General features: G+C 72.0%; 18 protein-coding genes. 12 read left to right on the plus strand and 6 right to left on the minus strand.

The annotated features are described in order from the left end of the window. Positions 1-41 precede the first annotated feature (41 nt). Positions 42-1,685 (minus strand): class I adenylate-forming enzyme family protein, encoded by a 1,644-nt coding sequence (locus ACFWR9_RS34120; RefSeq protein ID WP_383849108.1) that lies wholly within the window; start codon positions 1,683-1,685, stop codon positions 42-44. 279 nt (positions 1,686-1,964) lie between these two features. Between ACFWR9_RS34120 and ACFWR9_RS34125 the strand changes: the two genes are divergently transcribed. From ACFWR9_RS34125 to ACFWR9_RS34165, 9 genes are all read left to right on the plus strand, one after another. Continuing rightward, the gene (locus ACFWR9_RS34125) at positions 1,965-3,584 is read left to right on the plus strand and encodes an ABC transporter substrate-binding protein (protein WP_383849112.1); all 1,620 of its coding nucleotides are present in this window, start codon (positions 1,965-1,967) and stop codon (positions 3,582-3,584) included. A gap of 52 nt (positions 3,585-3,636) precedes the next feature. Next, positions 3,637-4,605, plus strand: a complete 969-nt coding sequence (locus ACFWR9_RS34130; RefSeq protein WP_383849115.1) for an ABC transporter permease — start codon at positions 3,637-3,639, stop codon at positions 4,603-4,605. After that, entirely contained in the window at positions 4,598-5,632 is a 1,035-nt protein-coding gene (locus ACFWR9_RS34135; RefSeq protein ID WP_383849118.1) for an ABC transporter permease, read from the plus strand. The genes ACFWR9_RS34130 and ACFWR9_RS34135 overlap by 8 nt, the downstream gene beginning before the upstream one ends. Continuing rightward, positions 5,629-6,687 (plus strand): ABC transporter ATP-binding protein, encoded by a 1,059-nt coding sequence (locus ACFWR9_RS34140; protein ID WP_383849120.1) that lies wholly within the window; start codon positions 5,629-5,631, stop codon positions 6,685-6,687. Before ACFWR9_RS34135 ends, ACFWR9_RS34140 begins: the two co-directional genes overlap by 4 nt. Continuing rightward, positions 6,684-7,688 carry an oligopeptide/dipeptide ABC transporter ATP-binding protein gene (locus ACFWR9_RS34145; protein ID WP_383849123.1) on the plus strand — a complete coding sequence of 335 codons (1,005 nt, stop codon included), beginning with the start codon at positions 6,684-6,686 and terminating at the stop codon, positions 7,686-7,688. The genes ACFWR9_RS34140 and ACFWR9_RS34145 overlap by 4 nt, the downstream gene beginning before the upstream one ends. Further along, positions 7,685-8,938 (plus strand): NADH:flavin oxidoreductase, encoded by a 1,254-nt coding sequence (locus tag ACFWR9_RS34150; RefSeq protein WP_383849126.1) that lies wholly within the window; start codon positions 7,685-7,687, stop codon positions 8,936-8,938. The genes ACFWR9_RS34145 and ACFWR9_RS34150 overlap by 4 nt, the downstream gene beginning before the upstream one ends. 14 nt (positions 8,939-8,952) lie before the next feature. Continuing rightward, the gene (locus ACFWR9_RS34155; RefSeq protein WP_383849128.1) at positions 8,953-10,365 is read left to right on the plus strand and encodes an amidase; all 1,413 of its coding nucleotides are present in this window, start codon (positions 8,953-8,955) and stop codon (positions 10,363-10,365) included. A gap of 144 nt (positions 10,366-10,509) precedes the next feature. After that, positions 10,510-10,725 carry a PKD domain-containing protein gene (locus ACFWR9_RS34160; protein WP_383849130.1) on the plus strand — a complete coding sequence of 72 codons (216 nt, stop codon included), beginning with the start codon at positions 10,510-10,512 and terminating at the stop codon, positions 10,723-10,725. 255 nt (positions 10,726-10,980) lie between these two features. Beyond that, entirely contained in the window at positions 10,981-12,489 is a 1,509-nt protein-coding gene (locus ACFWR9_RS34165) for an FG-GAP repeat protein (protein ID WP_383849132.1), read from the plus strand. A 65-nt stretch (positions 12,490-12,554) separates the two neighbouring features. Here ACFWR9_RS34165 and ACFWR9_RS34170 read toward each other — a convergent pair whose 3' ends face one another. Next, positions 12,555-13,700 (minus strand): PP2C family protein-serine/threonine phosphatase, encoded by a 1,146-nt coding sequence (locus ACFWR9_RS34170; RefSeq protein WP_383849134.1) that lies wholly within the window; start codon positions 13,698-13,700, stop codon positions 12,555-12,557. 242 nt (positions 13,701-13,942) lie between these two features. Here ACFWR9_RS34170 and ACFWR9_RS34175 point away from each other — a divergent pair, with 242 nt between their 5' ends. Next, positions 13,943-14,629, plus strand: coding sequence for an amidohydrolase family protein (locus ACFWR9_RS34175; protein WP_383849137.1), 687 nt, complete (start codon positions 13,943-13,945; stop codon positions 14,627-14,629). Between the two features lie 74 nt (positions 14,630-14,703). Continuing rightward, the gene (locus tag ACFWR9_RS34180; protein ID WP_383849140.1) at positions 14,704-17,067 is read left to right on the plus strand and encodes a SpoIIE family protein phosphatase; all 2,364 of its coding nucleotides are present in this window, start codon (positions 14,704-14,706) and stop codon (positions 17,065-17,067) included. 25 nt (positions 17,068-17,092) lie between these two features. On the opposite strand, the gene ACFWR9_RS34185 is transcribed toward ACFWR9_RS34180, so the two are convergent. From ACFWR9_RS34185 to ACFWR9_RS34195, 3 genes are read right to left on the minus strand one after another with little or no spacing between them, the layout of a single operon-like run. Beyond that, entirely contained in the window at positions 17,093-17,839 is a 747-nt protein-coding gene (locus ACFWR9_RS34185) for a VOC family protein (RefSeq protein WP_383849143.1), read from the minus strand. Between the two features lie 10 nt (positions 17,840-17,849). Beyond that, positions 17,850-18,503: a pyridoxamine 5'-phosphate oxidase family protein gene (locus ACFWR9_RS34190; RefSeq protein WP_383849146.1), complete on the minus strand. Its 654-nt coding sequence runs from the start codon at positions 18,501-18,503 to the stop codon at positions 17,850-17,852. Then, positions 18,500-19,798 carry a globin domain-containing protein gene (locus ACFWR9_RS34195; protein WP_383849148.1) on the minus strand — a complete coding sequence of 433 codons (1,299 nt, stop codon included), beginning with the start codon at positions 19,796-19,798 and terminating at the stop codon, positions 18,500-18,502. Before ACFWR9_RS34195 ends, ACFWR9_RS34190 begins: the two co-directional genes overlap by 4 nt. A 521-nt stretch (positions 19,799-20,319) precedes the next feature. Between ACFWR9_RS34195 and ACFWR9_RS34200 the strand changes: the two genes are divergently transcribed. Beyond that, positions 20,320-20,898: a dihydrofolate reductase family protein gene (locus ACFWR9_RS34200; protein WP_383849149.1), complete on the plus strand. Its 579-nt coding sequence runs from the start codon at positions 20,320-20,322 to the stop codon at positions 20,896-20,898. A gap of 24 nt (positions 20,899-20,922) precedes the next feature. On the opposite strand, the gene ACFWR9_RS34205 is transcribed toward ACFWR9_RS34200, so the two are convergent. After that, the gene (locus ACFWR9_RS34205; protein WP_383849152.1) at positions 20,923-21,321 is read right to left on the minus strand and encodes a hypothetical protein; all 399 of its coding nucleotides are present in this window, start codon (positions 21,319-21,321) and stop codon (positions 20,923-20,925) included. Between the last annotated feature and the right edge of the window lie 236 nt (positions 21,322-21,557).

The following is a 21,557-nucleotide window of genomic DNA, read 5'->3' on the forward strand; positions in this document are numbered from 1 at the left end:
GCGCGCCCCGGGGGCCCGCCCCCGCCGGTCCCCCCCGGCCCTCAGAGCCGTACCGAGTGCCGGATCACCTTGCCGGTCGCGTTGCGCGGCAGCGCCTCGGTGGTCAGCCGCCAGCGCCGCGGCACCTTGAAGTAGGCCAGTTCGTTCGCCGCGTACTCCCGCAGCGCCTCCTCCGTGACCGCCGACCCCGGCCGGAGCACCACGACGGCGGCCACCTCTTGGCCCAGATCGGGGTGCGGCACCCCGATGACCAGGCACTCCGACACGTCCGGGTGCTCGACGAGCACCGTCTCGATCTCGGCCGGGTAGATGTTCTCGCCGCCCCGGATGATCAGGTCCGAGCGGCGGCTGACGAGGAACAGCCGGCCCTCGCGCAGGCACCCCAGGTCCCCGGTGCGCAGCCAGCGGTCCGCGCCGATGGTGTCGGCGGTGGCCCCGGGGTCGCGCCAGTAGCCCAGCATGTTGTACATGCTGCGCACCCACACCTCGCCCTCCTCGCCCTCGCCGAGTACCTCGCCGGCGGGGTCGCGGATCTCCAGCCGGACGCCGGTCACGGGCCGGCCCAGGGTGCCGGGGGCGGCCGCCAGCTCCTGCGGGTTCGCGGCCGCGATGGCCGTGCAGGACTCGGTCAGCCCGTAGCTGTCCACGAGCGAGTCCTTCGCGAACGGCAGCTCGTGCCGCAGCCGCTCCTTGAACGCCGTCGTGGACGGGGCCGAGGCCAACGAGAACGCCGTCAGCGACGACGTGTCGTACCGGTCCGCCCCGCCGTGTTCGAGCAGCCGGTGCGCCATCGTGGGCACCGCGCCCCAGTTGGTGACGCGTTCCCGCTCGACCATGCCCAGCACCGCGTCGACGTCGAACGCGCCCTGGTGCAGCGCGACCCTGCTGCCCGTGGCGAGCCGCGGAACGGCCAGATTGTGCAGGCTGGCGATGTGGAAGAGCGGCAGGGTGAGCAGGTAGACGCGGTCCTCCGGGGCCAGCGGGTCGCCGAACTCGCTCAGAAGGGCGTCGTTCAGCCGGTGGTACTCCACGACCGCCAGCAGGTTGCGGTGGGTGTGCACGGCGCCCTTGGGACGGCCCGAGGTGCCCGAGGTGTAGAGGATGACGGCGGGATCATCCTCGGCGACGTCGGCGGAGGGCAGCGGCGCGTCGTGGTGGGCCACGACGAAGCGGCTCACATCGTCCTCCAGGGACACCACCGGGACCCCGCAGTCGGCCAGCTTCACGGACTGTCTGGCGTCGGCCACCACCAGCGACGGCTCGGCGTTGTCCACCCCGTGGGCCATCTCGCGCGGTGACCACCAGGCGTTGAAGCCGACCGCCACCGCCCCGATCGAGACCGTGGCCCAGAAGGTCTGGATCCACTCCGGGGAGTTCGCGGCAGCGATGGCCACCCGGTCCCCCTTGGTGATGCCGTACTCCTCGCGCAGCACCCGGGCCAGCGAGGCCACCTGGGCGGCGTGACCTGCGAAGGTGATCCGGCGGTCCGCGGTGACGATGTAGTCGCGGTCGGCGTGCGCGACGGACGTGTGCAACACCTCGTGCAGAGCCCGCTGCCGGTGGGCGAAGACAGGCAGCCGGGTGCCCAGCACGTCCTCTTCGGCGAGCTCGAACCGGCCGCCCGGGCCGGTGAGCGCGGCCACGCGGGCGAGGGCGGCAGAGCGGTGATCCGTGTCGCTGGGCATCGGGACTCCTGGTGCGTCGGGAACCTCACTGGGATCGCGGTCGGGGTCAGTTTCGGCGCGGACCGGGGATCGCTCCCCAGCCGGTTCCGGTCACTGGGACACCGTCCCACGGCACGTCCGGACACCGAACGGCCACCCCACCCGCGCCGGGCCCCTCCCACCCGGCTCCCGGTGAGTGGGATGCGTCACGTCGGCCGGATTTCGCCGGCCGTAGCGTCCACCCACCCGATCCGGCTCCGGACCGCCACCGCTCCCCCCACCGGACTACTGGAGGAACACATGAAGCGAGCACTAGGGGCCCGAGCCCGACTCGCCGCAGCCCTGGCCGCCGCGGCGATGCTCACCTCCGCTTGCGTCTCACCGGACGACGGGGGCAGCGACAGCGGCACGCAGCAGAAGGCCGAACGCGGTCGCTACACCTTCGGCAGCGTCGGCGAGCAGCCCGCAGGCGGCAAGCCCGTCCGCGGCGGCACCCTGCACTTCGCCGACTACGCCGAGGCCCGCAGCCTCAGCCCCGCCGCCACCTACGCCACGGGCGCCTCCGGCGGCTCCGCGCTCGCCGCCGTCTACGACGTCCTCATGCGCTACGACACCGCCGCCCACAAGTACGAGCCCTGGCTGGCGAAGTCCCTGCGCTCCAGTGACGACGCCAAGACCTGGACCCTCACCCTGCGCGACGGCGTCGAGTTCTCCGACGGCACCCCGCTCGACGCCGAGGCCGTGATCGGCAGCATCAAGTGGTACCAGGAGAACAAGGGCGCCGACACGGCCCTGCTCGCCCCGAACCTCGCGAAGATGGACGCCACCGACGACTCCACCGTCGTCTTCACCCTCCGCAACTCCTGGGCCACCTTCCCCGCCATGCTCGCCCAGGCCCCCGGCATGATCGTGGCGCCCGCCGCCCACGCCGGGAAGAAGTTCGAACCCATCGGCGCCGGCGCCTTCACCCTGGGCACGTACAAACCCCAGGAGGAGATGGTCCTCAAGGCGAACAAGAACTACTGGAAGGGCGAGCCGTACCTCGACGCGCTGCGCTTCACCTGGCCGCAGTCCGACCGCGCCAAGCTCGAGGCACTCGACGACGGCACCGCCGACGTCGTGTACATGCGCAGCCCGGACGTGGTCGACGACGCCGTCAAGGCGGGCCACCCGGGCGAACTGACCCTGACCGGCCTCGGCAACATGGTCGTCGTCAACACCCGCGAGGGCCGGCCCGGCGCCGACCTCAGGGTGCGCAAAGCCATGGCTCTGGCCCTCGACCCCGCCCTCGACACCGAACGCGCCTACGACGGCAAGGGACTGCCCGGCCAGGAGATCTTCCCGCCCGAGTCCCGCTGGCACTCCGACGTGAAGCCGATCGGCATCGACCTCGACCAGTCGAAGAAGCTCCTCGCCGAAGCCAAGAAGGACGGCTACGACGGCACCGTCACCTACATGGACGGCACCGACCCCGTCTCCCGGGCCAAGGCGGTCGTCACCAAGGCGATGCTCGAACGGGTCGGCTTCAAGGTGGAGCTGGACCTCGTCTCCTCCATCGCCGACCGGACCTCGAAGACCTACGTGGAGCACGACTTCGACATCAGCCGCGGCGCGGCCAGCGTCTCCGAGAGCGACCCCTACCACCGCCTGCAGAGCGTCCTGAACTCCAAGAGCTACGGCAACCCCGGCGGCTACGCCAACCCGAAGATGGACCAACTGCTCGTCGAGCTCCAGGGAGCGACCGACGAGGCGGAGACCCAGCGGGTCCTCGACGACATCCAGACCCTGTTCAACGAGGACGTCCCCCTCATCAACCTCGGCGCCAGCGCCGCGTTCACCGCCTGGGGCGAGAACGTGCACGGCATCGTGCCGACCGACGAGTACATGGCGCTCTTCGGCGAGGCATGGATCGGCAAGTGACCCCCGCGGCCCCGGGCCCGGCGGCACCGCCGGGCCCAGATCTGGAGGAACCATGAGTTTCGCCGCGCTGCGCCGACCGGCCCTACGGCTGCTGGAACTCCTCGGCGTGCTGTTCATCGCGAGCATCGGGGTCTTCTCCCTGGTGGTCCTGCTGCCCGGCGACCCGGCCGTCGACATCCTCGGCGCCGGCCGGGCGCCCTCCGAGTACGCCGCGCTGCGCACCGAACTCGGCCTCGACCAGCCCCTGGTCACCCGCTACCTCGACTGGCTCGGCGGCGCGCTCACCGGCGACCTGGGCCGCTCCGTCGTACCCCCGCAGAGCGACGTCACCGACCGGGTGCTGTCCGCCCTGCCCGTCAGCTTCGAGATCGCCGCGCTCGGACTGCTCATCGCCCTGCTGATAGCGGTGCCGCTGGCCATGTGGTCGGCGTACCGGGAGGGCTCGGCGGCCGACCGGATCATCGGCGCCGGCACCTTCGGCGTGCTGTCCGTGCCCAGCTTCCTGGCCGGACTGCTGCTGATCCTCGTCCTTGCCAACTCGGCCGGCTGGTTCCCGCGTTCCGAGTGGGTGCGGATGGGCGACGGCGACCTGCTGGGCAACCTGCACCACGCCTTCCTGCCCGCACTGACCGTCGCCCTCGCCGAACTCGCCATGTTCACCCGGGTGCTGCGCGGCGACCTGATCGTGACGCTGCGCGAGGACTACATCCTCGCCGCCCGCGCCAAGGGCATGAACCCGCTGCGCGTCCTGTTCACCGACGCCCTGCGCCCCTCCTCGTTCTCCCTGGTCACCCTGCTCGGCCTCAGCCTCGGCCGGCTGATCGGCTCCACCGTCGTCGTCGAGTACCTCTTCTCGCTGCCCGGCATGGGGACCCTGATCGTCAACGCCGCCGGCCAGGGCGACTACCCGATGGTCCAGGGCGCCGTGCTCACCATCGCCGTGATCTACGTGGTGATCAACGCCGGCATCGACCTCTCCTACGGCTACCTCGACCCGAGGACGCGACGTGTCCATGTCTGACATCGCTCCGCGCACGCGGACCGCCTCCCCGCCGCCGCTGCTCGTCGGCGTCGGCCTCACCGTCGTCGGCCTGGTCCTGCTGGTGTTCGGCGCGACCACGCCCCAACTCGTCACGCCCGCCAAGGCCGCCGTCGCGCTGCTCGGCCTCGGCCTGCTCCTCGGCGGCGCCTCCCGGCTCGGCAAGCTGTGGGCGGGGCCCGGCTTCGACGTGGTGTTCTGGTTCGGCGCGGCCTGGCTCCTGCTGCTCGGCCTCGCCATCCTGTGCGCCCCGTGGCTGCCGCTCGCCGAGGACCGCGACGTCGCGAGCACCGTCGCCGAACCCGTCTTCGCCACCCCGACGTTCACCGGCGCCCACCCGCTCGGCACCAACGCCTTCGGCCTCGACCTGCTCGCCCGATCCCTCTACGGCGCCCGCTCCTCCCTGCTCATCTCGCTGTCCGCGGTCGCCCTCGGCACCGTGGTCGGCGGGGCGATCGGCATGGTCGCCGGCTACTTCCAGAAGAGCGTCGACCGGGTGGTGGGCATCGCCACCAACTCGCTGCTCGCCGTGCCCCCGCTGATCCTGCTCATCGCGCTGGCGACCGTGCTCCAGCCGCACCTGCGCAACGTCGCCTTCTCGCTGGCGCTGCTCACCGTCCCGGGCATGGTGCGCCTCGCCCGCGCCACCACCATGGCCTACGCCAACCGGGAGTTCGTCGTCGCCGCCCGCGCCATGGGCGCCACCCGCTCCCGCATCCTGCTGCGCGAACTGCTGCCCAACGTACTGCTGCCCGTACTGTCCCTCGCCGTCGTGATGATCTCGGTACTCATCGTCGCCGAGGCCTCCCTGAGCTTCCTCGGACTCGGCATCCAGCCCCCGGAACCCACCTGGGGAAACATGATCGCCGAGGGGGAGGGCCGGGTCTTCGAGGAGCACCCGCACATCGTGCTCGTGCCCGGTGCCTTCCTCTTCCTCACCGTGTTCGCCTTCAACATCGTCGGCGAGAAGGCTCGCGGGCGCTGGGACTCCAGGAGCGTGAAACTGTGACCCCTCAGCGAGCGACAGAGACCGACACCGCCCCGGCCCCCGGCACCGACGCGCCCGTGCTGCTCGACGCCACCGACGTCCGCACCGCCTTCCACACGCCCCGCGGACCGGTGCGGGCCGTCGACGGGGTGTCGCTCACGCTGTCCGAGGGCGAGACCCTCGGCATCGTCGGCGAGTCGGGATCGGGCAAGTCCGTCCTCGGCCGCACCCTCATGGGCCTGATCACCGACGGCCCCGGCACCACCGTGTCCGGCACCGTTCGGATCCGCGGCAAGGACGTCCACGCCCTCACCTCCGCCGGACGGCGCGCCCTGTGGGGCACCGAGGTCGCCATGGTCTTCCAGGACCCGATGACCTCCCTGAACCCGGTCAAGAAGGTCGGCACCCACCTGTCCGAGAGCCTCCGACTGCACCTCGGCCTGAGCCGCGCCGACGCCAAGGACCGCGCCGTCGACCTGCTCCGCCAGGTCGGCATCCCCGAACCCGCCAGGCGGGCCGGACAGTACCCGCACGAACTGTCCGGCGGCATGCGCCAGCGCGTCGTCATCGCCATGGCCCTCGCCTGCGGCCCCCGGCTGCTCATCGCCGACGAACCCACCACCGCGCTCGACGTCACGGTGCAGAAGCAGATCCTCGACCTGCTGCGCTCGCTCGCCGAAGAACTGCGCATGGCGACCATCCTCATCAGCCACGACCTCGCCACGGTGGCAGGGCGCACCGACCGCGTCGCCGTCATGTACGCCGGCCGCCTGGTCGAGTACGCGGACACCGCCGCCGTCTTCGACCGCCCCCGCCACCCCTACAGCAGCGCCCTGATCGCCTCCATCCCGCGCCTGGACCTGCCCCCGCACACCCTGCTGCCCGCCATCGAGGGCCGCCCGCCCAACCTGCTGCACCCGCCCGCCGGATGCCGCTTCGCCCCGCGCTGCGACACGGCCGACGAGCGCTGCGCCACCGAGTCCCCGCGCCTGACCGCGTACGCCGGTGAGCGGGACGCCGGCGGCTCCGTCGCCTGCCACCACCCGCTGGGCGCCGCCGAGGAGGCCACCGTATGACCACTACCCGGGACGCCCCCGCGCTGACGGCGACGGACCTCGTCGTCGAGTTTCCCGCCGGACGCGGGCAGAAGGTGCACGCCGTCTCCGGCGTCTCCCTGGAGGTCGCGGCGGGGGAAACCCTCGGCATCCTCGGCGAGTCCGGCTGCGGGAAGTCCACCGTCGGACGCTCCCTGATCCAGCTGCCGCCCCCCGACGCGGGCACCGTCCGCCTCGGCGACGTCACCCTCACCGGCCTCGCCCGGCGCGAACTGCGGCGCGCTCGCGCCCGGATGCAGATCATCATGCAGGACCCGGTCTCCGCCCTGAACCCGCGTCGCAGGGTCAAGGACCTGGTGTGGGAGGGACGGTCGATCTGGGGCCCCGGCGACGACGCGCGCGACCAGGACGCCCAGGTCGACGCCGCCCTGCGCGACGTGGGCCTCGACCCCGCGACCGTACGCGAGCGCCGGCCGCACGAACTCTCCGGCGGCCAGTGCCAGCGCGTCTGCATCGCCCGCGCCCTCATGCTCGACCCCGAGGTGCTGATCTGCGACGAACCCGTCTCCAGCCTCGACGTGTCCGTGCAGGCGCAGATCCTCAACCTCCTGGAGACGACGACCCGGCGGCGTTCACTGAGCATGGTCTTCATCGCACACGACGTGTCCGTGGTGAAGAACGTCAGCGACCGCGTCATGGTCATGTACCTCGGCAAGGTCTGCGAGGTGCTGCCCTCCGACGGCATGCAGCACGAGGCCGCGCACCCCTACACCCGGCTGCTGCTCGGCTCCCTCCCCGAGGCCCAGCTCGGCTCCGCCGCACCCGCCTCCGCGGACCCCGCACCCGAGGGGCACGCCGCCGAACTGCCCTCACCCCTGAACCCACCCTCGGGCTGCCGCTTCCGCACCCGCTGCCCGCTGGCCACCGAACGGTGCGCCGCCGAGGAACCCGCCCCGCGGGAGATCCGCCCCGGCCACCGGATCGCCTGCCACCACGCCGAACCGAGGAGGAACCACCCGTGACCGCCCCCGAGACCCCCACCGTGCCCGGCAGCCCCGCCGTCCCCGACGTCCTGGCCCCCGCCAAGCTGGGCCCCGTCGAGCTGCGCAACCGCGTCATCAAGGCCGCGACCTACGAGGGGCTCAGCCACAAGTCCCTGGTCACCAAGGACCTCGTCGACTTCCACGTCGCCTACGCCCGCGGTGGCGTCGGCATGACCACCGTCGCGTACTGCGCGGTCGCCAAGGAAGGGCGTACCGACCGCCACCAGATCTACTGGACCGACGAGGCGATGCCGGGCCTGCGCGTCCTCACCGACGCCGTGCACGCCGAGGGGGCCGCGGTCTCGGCCCAGATCGGGCACGGCGGCCCCGTCGCCAACCCCAAGGGCAACGGCGCGCCCGCCCTCTCGCCGTCCAGGCACTTCCACGCCACCACCCTCAGCTTCGCCCAGGAGGCGTCCCTCGACGACATCCGGCGCGTCACCGAGGCCCATGCCGAGGCCGCGCGCCGCGCCGTCGAGGCGGGCTTCGACGCCGTCGAAGTGCACCTGGGCCACAACTACCTGGCCAGCTCCTTCCTGAGTCCCCGCGTCAACCACCGCACCGACGCCTACGGCGGCAGCCTGGACAACCGCGCCCGCTTCGCCCGGGAGATCATGCGGGCCGTGCACGACGCGGTCGGCGGGCGCATCGCCGTCATCGCCAAGATGAACATGGACGACGGAGTAGCCGGCGGCTTCTGGCTCGACGAGGCCATCCCCGTGGTGCAGTGGCTCGAACAGGACGGCACCGTCGACGCCCTGGAGATGACCGCGGGCAGCTCCCTGCTCAACCCGATGTACCTCTTCAAGGGCGACGCCCCGCTCAGGGAGTTCGCCGCGATCATGCCGCAGCCGATGAAGCTCGGCGTGAAGATGGTCGGCGACCGGTTCCTGCGCAGCTACCCCTACCGGGACGCCTACCTGCTGGAGGACGCCCGGCAGATCCGCGCCGCGGTGAAACTCCCGATGATCCTGCTCGGCGGCATCACCGACAAGCCGGTCATGGACCTCGCGATGCGCGAGGGCTTCGAGTTCGTCGCCATGGCCCGGGCCCTGCTGCGCGAGCCCGACCTGGTCAACCGCATGCGGGAGGACGCCGCCACGCCGTCACTGTGCATCCACTGCAACAAATGCATGCCCACCAACTTCACCGGCACCCGCTGCGTCCTGGTCGACCGCGCCACCACCCGGCGCGCGACCTGGGGCAAGCCCGCCGGATACGTGGCGTGAGGGGCGTGGCAGGCATGGGCACCGGGGACCGTCCCGACGACGCCGTCGCCACGGCCGCTGCCGTACGGAACGGCGAGTGCGACGCCCGTACCGTCACCGAGCGGGCGATCGCCCGCATCGAGAAGCTCAACCCCGGGCTCAACGCGGTGATCCACACCCGGTTCGAGGCCGCCCTCGCCGAGATCGCCACAGGACTGCCCGAGGGGCCGCTGCACGGCGTGCCCATACTCGTCAAGGACCTCGGCACCGATGTCGAGGGACTGCCCGCGACCGGCGGCAGCCGTCTGTTCAACGAGGTGACCGCGCGCCGCGACAGCGAACTGGTCGCCCGCTACCGCCGGGCCGGAGCCGTCGTCCTCGGCACCACCAACACCCCCGAGCTGGGCCTCAACGCCTCCACCGAACCGGCGCTCCACGGCCCTACCCGCAACCCGCACAGCGGCGCGCACTCGCCCGGCGGCTCCAGCGGCGGCTCGGCGGCCGCGGTCGCGGCCGGGATGGTCACGGTCGCGCACGCCAGCGACGGCGGCGGCTCGATCCGCATCCCGGCGGCGGCCTGCGGGCTGTTCGGCCTCAAACCCAGCCGCGGCCGTGTCTCGCCCGCGCCGCGGCCCACCACCCTGTCGGGCCTCGTCTCCGGACACCACGCCCTCACCACGACCGTCCGCGACAGCGCCCTGCTCCTCGACGTCGCCGCCGGCCCGCTGCCCGGCGACGCCTACGCCGCACCGGAACCGGCCGCGCCCTTCGCCGAACTGGCCCGGCGTGACCCGGGGCGGCTGCGGATCGGCCTGCTCACCGCGTTGCCGGACGGCCCGGACGTGCACCCCGAGTGCGCGCGGGCGGCGCGCTCGGCGGCACTGCTGTGCGAACGCCTGGGGCATGACGTCGTCGAGACCACCGCCCGTTACCTGCCCGCCGACGTCGGCCGCACCTCGGGCGTGCTGATGGGCGCCGACCTGGTCGCCCAGATCGACGCCCGGCTGGACCGGCTCGGCAGGCCCCTGGCCGACGACGACATCGAGCCCTTCACCCGGGTGCTCTACGAGACCTACCGCGCCCTCCCCGCCGCCGACGTCAGCCGTGCCCTGCGCCGTGCGCAGGAGATCGGCTGGGCGGTCGGCGCCGCCTTCGCCGAGGTCGACGTGCTGCTCAGCCCGACCCTTGCGCAGCCGGTCCCGCGGCTCGGCACCCTTGACACCACCGACCCGGAGTCGATCTACCGCCACGCCTCCGTGTACTCCGCCTTCACCAGCGTCCACAACCTCACCGGGATGCCGGCGATGTCCGTCCCGTTCGGCCACGACGGCGCGGGCCTGCCGCTCGGCGTCCAGTTCGCCGCGCCTCTCGGCACGGAGGGAATGCTGCTCGCCCTGGCAGCCCAGATGGAACGGTCCGCTCCCTGGACCGTGAGCACCCGCGGCTGAAGACCCCGATCAAAAGGAGCCGGTCCGTGGCGCGATCACGTGCCGCGACGCGGGCGCGCAGCGGGTGGGGTGGAGGGGCGGGCGGAGCGCAGTCGCATCGGACCCGCGTCCGCCGGACGCGCCCCGGGACCGCCGCGTCCCCCGGTGTCCGGCGACACCTCACGCAGACGCGCCCCAGCGTGCCGGAGCCGTGCTCGGTCCTGTCAGTTCGAGGCGTGCGTCCGCCACAACTACCCCGCGGGGCAGAGGAACTACACCGTCGAACTCACGGTCACGGACAAGGGCGGCAACACCGCCACCACCAGCAAGCAGATCCAGTGCTGGGACCTGGGCAACCGCCCCTTCTGCTTCGGAAGCTGACCCAGCAGGCAGAGGGCCGAGAGGATCGAGCACTCTGCTTTCGGGGTCTGCACCGGCCCGCGTACAACCTTTGACGAAGCGCGGATGTCTTCCTGGTGAACGCAGCAAGGTCCGTGCCCTCACCGCACTGCCCGACGGCGGGAGACGCACATGGTCGCACGCCCTTCCCCGACTCGGACAGGGGCTGCACGTCCTCGCCCGCGACTCGGCCGGCCCGTAGTCGTGGGCAGTTTCGGAGACCAGGGAGAATTTCCTGTGCGTCACCTCAGACATGCGGCCGTCACGGCCGCCGCACTCCTCACTCTCGGGGGCGGCGCGGTCGTCGCCGCCCCCACAGCCCAGGCCGCCCCGGCTGCCGTGCCCTTCCCGTCCATCGGGTGGCAGCAGCGCAACTGTGACTACGACGGCAACGGCTTCGACGACGTGCTGACCGGCGCCCCCGGCGCGACGGTGAACGGTGGCTCGGGCGCCGGCTACGTCACCGTGCAGTACAGCTCGTCGGGCGGTCTCAGCACGACGAAGAAGAGCGTGCTCCACCAGAACGTCTCCGGCGTTCCCGGCGGTGCCGAAGCCGCCGACGGCTTCGGCGGGGCCGTCGCCTCGGGCGACCTGGACAACGACGGGTACGACGACGCCGTCGTCGGTATCCCGGGTGAAGATCTCGCCGGCCTCTCCGACGCGGGCGGCGCCGTCATCTTCTGGGGATCGCCGACCGGACTGCACGGGTCCGACAGCACCTGGCTGGAGAACGACGACCCGCGGGCCGGCGCCCACTTCGGGCGTGCCGTCGAAGCGGCCCGGTACTCCGCCCCCGACCCGGCGGACCCGAACGCCGACCCGCGAGACTCGATCGCCGTCCTGGAGGACGACGCCCTGCTGTTCTTCACCCTCACGCCAGGCCAGGCGGCACATCGACCGACGATGTCGGACCACAGCGTGCGGGCGAGCGACTTCGCACCGCGGAGCACCGGCTTCGAGTTCCGCAGCCTCAGCCACGGCAACTACAACGAGGACTCCTGGGCCGACCTGGCCGTCTCCGGCGTAACCACCGGGAAGCAGCCGGGCGTCGGCACGGTGCACGTGCTGCACGGAGCGCCGGACGTCGGCGCTCTCGGCGACGGGGGCACGTTCCCGGGCGGTCCGGCCGTCGTCTCCGGCGACTGGGACGGCACGGGGCAGGACGACCTCGTCATCGGTGGCACAGGTGCCGGCGCACCGACGGGCGGCGGAATCACCCTCTATCTGGGCCGCGGAGACCTGTCGGGGCTGGAGCCGGAGCCGGCGCAGTACTGGACCCAGGACTCGCCCGGCGTGCCCGGTACCGCGGAGGCGGGCGATCAGTGGGGCGCCGAACTGTCGGCCGGGGACACCGATGGCGACGGCCACCCCGACCTCGCCGTCGGTGCGCCCGGCGAGGACATCGGCAGCGTGTCCGACGCGGGCGCCGTGTGGGTGCTGCGCGGCGACCGGACCGGCTTCAGCGACGTCGGGGTGAAGAGCTTCGACCAGCAACTCCCCGACATCCCCGGTGCGGCGGAGAAGGCGGACCACTGGGGCGGTCAGGTCCGGCTCATCGACGCCAACAAGGACGGCCTCTTCGGGCTCTTGGCGGCGGCACCGGGCGAGAACACCGACGACGGCTTCGTATGGGTCGTACCCGCGTCGTCGTCGGGTCTGGTCGCCAAGGGCACATGGACCTACGACGGGGCACGCCTCGGGGCGCCGACGGCCAACGCGCGGTTCGGGGCCGCGATCGACGAGTAGCTTCGCGCGGGGAGGTCGCCGCCCCGAAGGGCGAGGCGGCGGGGTAAAAGGGTGTGCTGACCGGGCTACCCCGGTACCTGACGCGGGGAGCGGCGGATGGCGAGGACCGCCAGGTCGTCCTGTTGTGCGCCCGCGGTGAAGGCGTGCACATCGTCGACGAGCGAGTCGGTGAGCCGGCCCGCGGTGATGTCGGCACGGCCGGCGAGGCGCGACTCCAGGGGATAGAAGGCGCCCCCGGGCGAGCGGGCCTCGGTCAGGCCGTCGGTGCACAGCAGCAGGGTCGCTCCGGCCGGGAACGCGAACCAGGACACCGTGCGGGCCTCCTCGACCAGGTCCGCGAGGCCGAGTGGCGCGTGTTCCGTCCCCGCGCCGACGGCGGTGACGATCCCGTCGTGCAGCAGGTAGGGCGGGACGTGGCCGCAGGTGACGAGCTGGGTCTCGGTGCCGGAGTCCACCCCCAGGACGACAGCGGTGACGAAGCGTTGCGGCTCGCCGCGCTGTTCCGCGTAGTCGTTGTGGCGGACCACCGCCGCCTCGAGCGAGTCGACGAGCGCCGTCACCGTCGGTTCGCGGTGGGCGGCTTCACGGAAGGCGCCGACGACGTCGATGGCCATACCGACGGCGGCGAGACCCTTGCCCTGGACGTCGCCGATCAGCACCCGGGTACCCCACGGGGTGGCCGCCACGTCGTAGATGTCGCCCCCGACGAGCTTGTCCTGCTGCACCGGCTCGTACACGCCGTCCACGAGCACCTCGTCGGTGAGCAGCGGTAGAGGCCGCAGGATCTGCCGCTGCATCGCGGCGGCGGTCGACCGCAGACGTACCAGCGCCCCCTCGCGCGAGACGCGCAGGCGGGACGCGTAGACGGCCAGCACGCCGAAGCCGACCGCGAACAGGGCCAGGACCACCCGGTCGGCGATCCGCTCCCCGGACAGGGCCACGGGCACGACCACGATGAGGCTCACCCAGGCGGAGACCAGCGCCGTCTGGCGTGGGGTGCACAGCGCGGCGGCGAACGCCGGCAGAAACACCAGCAGGCCGAGCAGGAGGACGGCGGTCCCGGTCAGCACGCCGAGGACGATCGTCACCACCGTCGCCGCCACCGTCACCAGGACGACGGCGCGTGTGGGGGGCGTACGGAGGGAGATACCGTCGTCCCGGTCCGCGAGGTCTTCCACGGAGGCCGGCGCCGCGCGCATCGAACCGAACATGCGAGCATCCTCCAGCGGCGATGTGATCGGGCGGGGCGCGTGCCGCACGCGGCGACGGACGGGCGGCATCGATCATCCAATCCGGTTGACATGTCAGGGAGAGGCTTGCCGTACCCGTGCCGAAGTGCGCCCGTACGGGTGGTCCGGGAGTGGCAGTGCCACCCTCGGCGCCACGGGTCCGGCAGCCCGGTCGCCCCGGCCGCCTTCGCCGGTGCCGGAGGACCGGGGACGGTCTGCGACGGGTGGTGCTCAACCCCGTCAACCTCAGCAAACCCGACGACATCGCCATCGTGGACCACGCCGTCCGGACGTACGACGAAGGGCGCACCCGCGCCCTCGCGGCACACTTCGACGCCGACGGGACCTGGCACGTGCCCACCATGATCCGGCAGAAGACCAGCAAACTCTGCGACGACCCCGCGTTCGCCACCGACCCCGACCTGCGCTACATGGCCCCCGCCACCCTGAAGACCTGGCACCGCGTGGTCGCGAGATTCCGCAAGCGGTTCACGGCCGGACAACGAGCCACCCTCGCCGCCTCCCACCGCCACGAATACGACATGGCGCGGATCTTCGACGAGAGCGGCGTCCGGATGCTCGTCGGCACCGACTCCTCGGGCGCCGTCCGGGTCGTCCCGGGCGCGGCACTCCACGACGAGATCGACCTGCTCGCCGAGGCCGGCATCGTACCGCTGCGGTTGCTGCGGATGCTCACCCTGTACGCCGCGGAGTTCCTGGAGGCCACGGACCGGATGGGCACCGTGGAACCGGGCAGGAACGCCGACCTCGTCCTGCTCGACGCCAACCCGCTCGACGACGCGGCCGGCCTCCACCGCGTCGTCGGTGTGGTCCGGGCGGGCAGGCACTACCCGGCCGCGGACCTCACGAGGATCAAGGACCGGCTCGCGACGACGCGGACCATCGACTGACCTGCGGAAAGGCGAAGGTTCTGGCGTCGCGCCATGATGGGTTCACCGGCCCGACGGGAGGCGGTGACTTCACCATGGGTGTGAGCAGGGCAGACGACCGCGCGCCGCCCGCCGGGGTGGCGGCCGCGCTGATCGATCGTCGAGGTGTCCTGATCGGCTGGTCCCGGGCCGCGGAGGATCTCCTGGCGCGACCTGCCGCGGACGTCCTCGGCCGCTCCGTGCTCCGCCTGCTGGCCGAACCCCGTACCGCCACCGCCGGCCGGCCGCCGGACAGCGGCGACACCAGGCTGCTGTGCGGCTCCGGTGAGGTGATCACGGTGAGCTACCGCGCCGAGAGCCTGCACGGCTCCGGGCCCACCCTGATCCTGGCCGTCGCGGCGGACCGCGCGTCCGGACCCACGTGGGACGAACCGCTGGCACGGGCGCTGCTCGGCCAGGACCTCATCGGCTTCGTCCTCCGGGACACGAATCTCGCCGTGGTGCGGACCAACCTCGTACACGGCGCCGCCGGACCCTCACTCACCGTGGGAAGCCGACTGGCCGACGTGATGCACGCGGACGACGCGGCCGAGGCGGAAGCCGCTCTGCGGGGAGTGCTGGAGACCGGAGTCCCCTCCGCGGCGCGCGAACAGCGGGTGAGGTCGGCCCAGCCGCCCTTCGGTGACTGGTCGCTGTCCGTCTCCGCCCTTCGGACGGAGGACGAGGAGGGGCGGCCCACGGGCGTCGCGGTGCTGATCACCGACGCGACCGGACACTGGCAGGCCGAACGCCGACGCGAGCTGCGCCATCGGGCGTCGGCGGAGATCGGGGGCACCCTCGACATCAACAGGACGGCTCAGGACATCGTCGACACGCTGGTGCCCGACTTCGCCGATGTCGCCTGGGTCGATCTGGCCGACGCCGTTCTCACGGGAGACGAACCGCCGAAGACCTTCGGCGGGGGCGATCTCCATCTGCGCAGGGCCGCGAACCGTATCGCCCACGGCCCGTGGCCCCCCGGCATGCTCCAGCTCGGCGCGGTGGTGCCGCCCTTCCCGGACGTGCCCGCCGTCCGGGACCTCCAGGAAGGACACACGATCACGGTCGACCGGGCCACGCTGGAGCAGGATCTGGCCGACCCCGCTCACGTGCGGCTCGCGGCACCCGATCGTGGTCACTCGATGGCCCTGGCCCCGCTCTTCGCGCGCGGCCTGCTGCTGGGGGTGGTGGTCGGCTGGCGCACCGACCGCGTCGACCCGTTCGACGAGGACGACGTCGCGCTGCTCGCCGAGATCGCGGCTCACGCTGCCCTCGGGGTGGACAACGCCCGCCGCTACACCCGTGAGCACCGCGCCGCCGTCACGCTCCAGCGGCGTCTCCTGCCCCAGACGCACACCTCGACCCGGGTCATGGAGACGGCGGGCGTGTACCTGCCCGCGGCCGGCGGCGCGGAGATCGGCGGCGACTGGTTCGACACGATCGAACTGCCCTCGCTGCGCACCGCCCTCGTCGTCGGGGACGTGATCGGCCACGGTCTGCACGCCACCGCAACCATGGGCCGGCTCCGCACGGCCGTGCAGACACTGGCCGACCTGGAACTGCCCCCGGACGAACTGCTCACCCACCTCGACGACCTGGTGAACCGGCTGGCCGCCGAGGAGGATCCGGCGTTCCGGGACGTCGTCGGCGCCACCTGTCTCGTGGCCGTGCACGATCCCGTCGCCGGACGCTGCACGCTGGCCGCTGCGGGCCACCCACCGCCCCTGCTGGCCCTGCCGAACGGCCGTGTCGGTCCGGTGCCCGTGCGGCCCGGGCCGCCCCTCGGCGTCGGCGGCCTGCCGTTCGAGACCAGAAGCGTCGACGTGCCCCCCGGCGCCGTCATCGCCCTGTACACCGACGGCCTGCTCCGGCGCTACGGCATCGACATCGACGGCTCCACGCGCGAACTCGCGGACCGTCTGGGGCAGTTGCAAAGTGACGGCCACGACCTGCCCTCGCTCGCGCAGACCCTGGTGAGCGGCGCCGGAAGGCAGCCCATGCCGGACGACTCGGCCCTCCTGCTCGCGCGCACCTCCGCGTTGGAGGCGGACGCCGTGGCCCGCTGGGAGTTCCCGGCCGACCCGAAGGCCGTGGCCCGGGCGAGGGAGGCGGCCACCGGCAAGCTCGCCGAGTGGGGTCTGGCGGACAGTGCCTTCGTGACCGAGCTGATCGTCAGCGAACTCGTCACCAACGCCGTCCGGTACGCGGGCGGACCCGTGGGGCTGCGGCTGATCCGCGATGACATCCTCATCTGCGAGGTCTCCGACCCCAGCAACACCCAGCCCCGCATGCGCCGGGCCCGCACCACCGACGAAGGAGGCCGGGGGCTGTTCCTGGTGGCGCAGCTCAGCCGCCGCTGGGGGAGCAGGTACGGACAGACCGGCAAGACCATCTGGGCCGAGCATGAGCTGTCCGGATGAGCCGGGTCGGGACAGTCGGCAGCAGTCAGGACAGGGCGAGGACGCAGAACTCGTGCCCCTCCGGGTCGGCCAGGCACGTCCACGGGACGTCACCCTGGCCGAGGTCGAGGTCGGTGGCGCCGAGGGCGTACAGCCGGGCCACCTCAGCCGCCTTGTCGTCGCCGGGGTACGGCAGCAGGTCGAGATGGACGCGGTCCGGCGCGGTCTTCCCGCCCGGGGTGCGGCGGAATTCGAGATACGGGCCGACACCCGCCGCCGAGCGCAACACCGCGTGCTCGACGGTGACTTCGTGCAGGGTCCAGTCCGTCGCCTCGTCCCAGAACCGGGCCATGGCCCTCGGATCCGCGCAGTCGACCACCACCCGGGCGATCGGCCCGGTGTCCCGATGGGTCTCCCGGGGCTCCAGCACGCAGAACTCGTTGCCCTCCGGGTCGGCGAGGACCGTCCACGGAACGTCCCCCTGGCCCACGTCGGCGTGGGTCGCACCGAGCGCCTGGAGGCGGGCGACCAACTCCGCCTGATGGGCCGCGGACACGGTGGCGAGATCGAGGTGCGTACGGTTCTTCGCCGCCGTCTTGGGCTCGGGGACCGCGATGACGTCGACGCGCACGGTGACGGGGTCCGGCCAGACGAAGCCGCCGGCGGGCGCGACGTAGGTGGCCACGTCGGATCCCGTGGCGTAGTCGCACCAGCCGAGCGCCGCCGCCCAGAACCGGCCGACCGCCGCGTGGTCGAGAGCCTTGGTGTTCACCTGAACAGGTCGCAGTGCCATGCCGCCCGGCCTATTGTCCCATCGGCAGAGTAGGCGCCGGACGGAAGTCCCGGGACTCTCCGCGACCGGCTACCGGTGGGACGAAGTAGTCGCTGTCCTTGGGGCGGTCCGCCGCGAGTCCGCGGGGCCGGGGCGCCGGTTCGAGGTGGGGGATGTACTTCGAGCACTGCACATAGGCTTCGTCCACCTTCAGGTGCACCCACACGGCGGGTTGCCGGCCGTGCGCCGAGTCGATGGGGAGATGCGGGTACACGCGACGCTGCTCCGCGTCCCCCACCACCTGGGCCGCTCCGTTGACGTGCAGGCCTATGTGATGGTGGGTGAAGTCGATGAAGAGCATGCCCATGTGCGGGTTCTCCAGGATGTTCCCGTTGCCGGCATGGACCCCGTTGCCCCGGTACTCGGGGTAGGTCAGGGTGTGTTCGTCGAGGACGGTGACGAACCCGGGCGGTCCGGCCCGGAACCCGGTGTCACAGTTGCCCCCGGCGTCGGCGGTCGACAGGAAGACCATGGTCTGACGCCTGACGAAGTCGCGCATCTGGTCGGTGAGATGGGGCTGGACCTGCCGGTCGTAGAAGGTGGCGGCCCGGTCGGCCGTACCCAGGTGGCTCTGCAGGAGGCGTTCGCCGGCGGAGCCGGGGCGGCCTGCGGGCCGGTCGTTCATATGCGGTTGTCCTCTTCCTTCTCCGGGTGGCCTGGATCCAGAGGGGCATCCAGCACCGGGACGCCCAGCGGGTCGTGGTGGATCTGGGCGGAGGGCACTCCGCACCGCAGGAGCACCTGCCGCGCGGCAGCGATCATGCCGGGCGGGCCGCTGATGTACGCCTCTGTGTGACTGCCCGGACCCGACGCGGCGATGACGTCCGGCAGGGAGCCCTCGGCGCCGGGGATGTGTTCGTGGGACACGGCCGCTCGCACCGTCAGCCAGTGATGCCGCTGCGACAGGCGCAGCAACTCGTCGAGACCGTACAGTTCGTTGCCGGTGCGTGCGCCCACGAACAGGGTCACACGGCGGTTCTGGAGCCATTGGGGGTCGGTCGCGAGCTGTTCGATCAGGGCCTTGATCGGAGCGAGACCGGTGCCTCCCGCGGCGAACAGCAGGTCGCGTGCGGAGGACGCCGCCAGCACCATGTCACCCTCGGGCGGCCCCAGACGCACCATGTCGCCGATCTGCGCCCGGTACACCAGGGCGTGACTCACGTGGCCGCCGGCGACATGCCGGACATGGAAGGTCAGCGTCGAGTCGTGCCGGGGGGCGTTGGCCGGTGAGTAGTGCCGCCACACCCGGGGCCGCCACGGTGTCTCCATGCTCACGAACTGGCCCGCCCGGTAGGGATACACGGGATCGGTCGCCACCGTGACCTCGGCCAGTGCGTTGCCCAGGTGGCGGTGGCCGACGATCTGCGCGTTCCACACGGCGGGCCGAAGCCGTGTGTCGTTGTCCGCGGCCAGGATCATCGTCTCGGCGGCGATCCCGTAGGCCCGCTGCCAGGCCAGTGCGATCTCCGGCGTCCACGCGGGTCCGGCGAACCGGGCGAGCGTCTCCAGCAGGCATTCGCCCACCGCGGCGTAGTGCGCCGTCACAGCCCCGAACTTGCGGTGGTCGCGCCCCAGGCGGGCGCAGAACTGGGCCAGGTGCTCGGGTGAGTCGACCAGGTCCACGATCCGCAGGAGGGCGCGCAGCAGGCGGTCCCGCTGGACGTCCATGTTCTCCGGGAAGAGGGAACGGACCTCGGGGTAACGCACGAAGAGGATGGCGTAGAAGTACACGGCCAGTTCCCCGGCCTGCGGCTCCACCACCGCGACACTACGGCGGACGAGGTCGCACTCGTGCGGGCCCAGCGGCTGGGGGAGGGGGAGAGCGGCCTGCTGTGGCTGGTAGTGCGGGTCGTTCGCGGCCGGCTGAGTGGGGGGACTGTCATACCCGTCGAGGTGGGCACGGTGGGTGCCGAGCGTCACGCGGCGCCTCGCGCGGGGGCTGACGGTGTTCTGAACGTCATGTCCTTGGGCCGGCCTTCCACGCTGCTGTCTTCTTCCACGTGCCCCAGAGTGCCCGGGTACCTCACAACTGAACATTTATCTTTGGGCAAGACTTAACTCACTGGCGTCACGCCTTGCAAGCGGACGACGCGATCAGAGGCTACGCACCTCGGCGTGTCGGCCGGGTAGAGGGGTTGTGAGCGGATGATGGAGAGTTCGGGGGTGACCCGGGCGGAGCCGCGGTTACCCGCGCGTAGCGCTGCCGGCTGCGGCGTTGCGAGATGACCGGCCGTGCGGGCGGAGTTTCGAAAGGGCAGTCATGGGGGCCGAACAGGTCACCGGAATCTGCCCGACCGGGTCACGGAGGGCGCCGCCGCACGCGGCCAGGGCACTGACGTCGGTCGCCGTGTCGTATCGAGTGTGCGCCCGGCCGATGACTCTCGCTCCGGTCGCCAGTCTGTATCTCCAGGACGCCGTCAACCGCGATCGAGGAGACGATCATGACCACCACCTACACGTTCGACGTCTTTTCCAGCCTCGACGGCTTCGGTGCCGCCGGTGGCGACTGGACCGGCTACTGGGGCAAGCAGGGCCCGGAGCTCCTCGACCACCGCCTCGCCCTGTACGACGAGGAGCAGCGGATGGTCTTCGGGGCCAACACGTACCGGGCGTTCGCCCAGATGCTGGCCGAGAGCAGCGAGGATTCCGACGTGCGTGACCCTTGGGTCACCCGGATGCGGAACCTGCCGGCGACCGTGGTGTCGACCACCCTGGAAGGCCCTCTCGACTGGCCGGACGCGAACATCGCGAGCGGTGACGCCGTCGACGTCGTCGCCCGGCTCAAGGAGGAGTCCCAGGTGCCGTTGCGCTCGCACGGCAGCCTGTCGATGAACCGGGCGCTGATGGCTGCCGGTCTGGTCGACCTCGTCCAGGTGACGCTCTTCCCGGTGATCACGGGAAAGAGCGGGTTGGCACCGATCTTCCAGGGCGCGGCCGACTTCGATCTCGAGCTGATCGAGCGGCGCACGCTCGACGGCCACATCCAGGAACTCGTCTACCGGCCGACGCCGCACGCGTGAATCGGTCGCTTCCGCGTACCGAGGTCAACGGCCGTGAGGCCGGAGCCACCCCGGCCGGTGAAGGGAGGGCCGACGGTGCCCCGCAGGCTCGGACGTGGGACCGGTGGGGGCGTTCTGCCCCTCCAGGCGGCCGGCCAGTTCGTCGCGCTCCGCGTGGGCCCGGCGGGCGGTCTCCCGGTCCGTGCGGCGCTTCTTGCTGCGGTGGCGGGCCAGCACCGTCCCGGCCAGCAGCATCCACAAGCCCAGGCCGAAGATCAGGGTCAGCGCGATACCGCCGAGGAACGCCCCCAGCGTGCTGATCGTGAAGGGCTCGCTCCCCATCAAGGTCACCGTGTAGTCCGGACCGCCGGACAGGTTGTCCGCGATCAGCAGGCCTGCGAAGGCGGCGGCGCCCGCCATCAGCAGGAGACCCAGCACCAGCATGGTTCTCACCTCGTCGCATCTGGATGTCCATCAGACGGGTTACCGCGAGGAATGGGGCAAAACGCGATGCGGGGCGGCCGGAGCCGCTGGGCAGGGACGCGGCGGCACTCCCAGGGCGCGGCGTTCGCCGGTGACCTTCGAGGACGGGAGGCGTCCGGCCTTCGAGGTGCCGCCCAGGGTGTCGCCCTGTCAGCGGGATGGAGTCACGTGTCGTGGCCGCCGCCGGAACGCCGCTA

It is taken from the genome of Streptomyces sp. NPDC058534, assembly GCF_042717365.1.
In the GTDB taxonomy this organism is placed as follows: domain Bacteria; phylum Actinomycetota; class Actinomycetes; order Streptomycetales; family Streptomycetaceae; genus Streptomyces.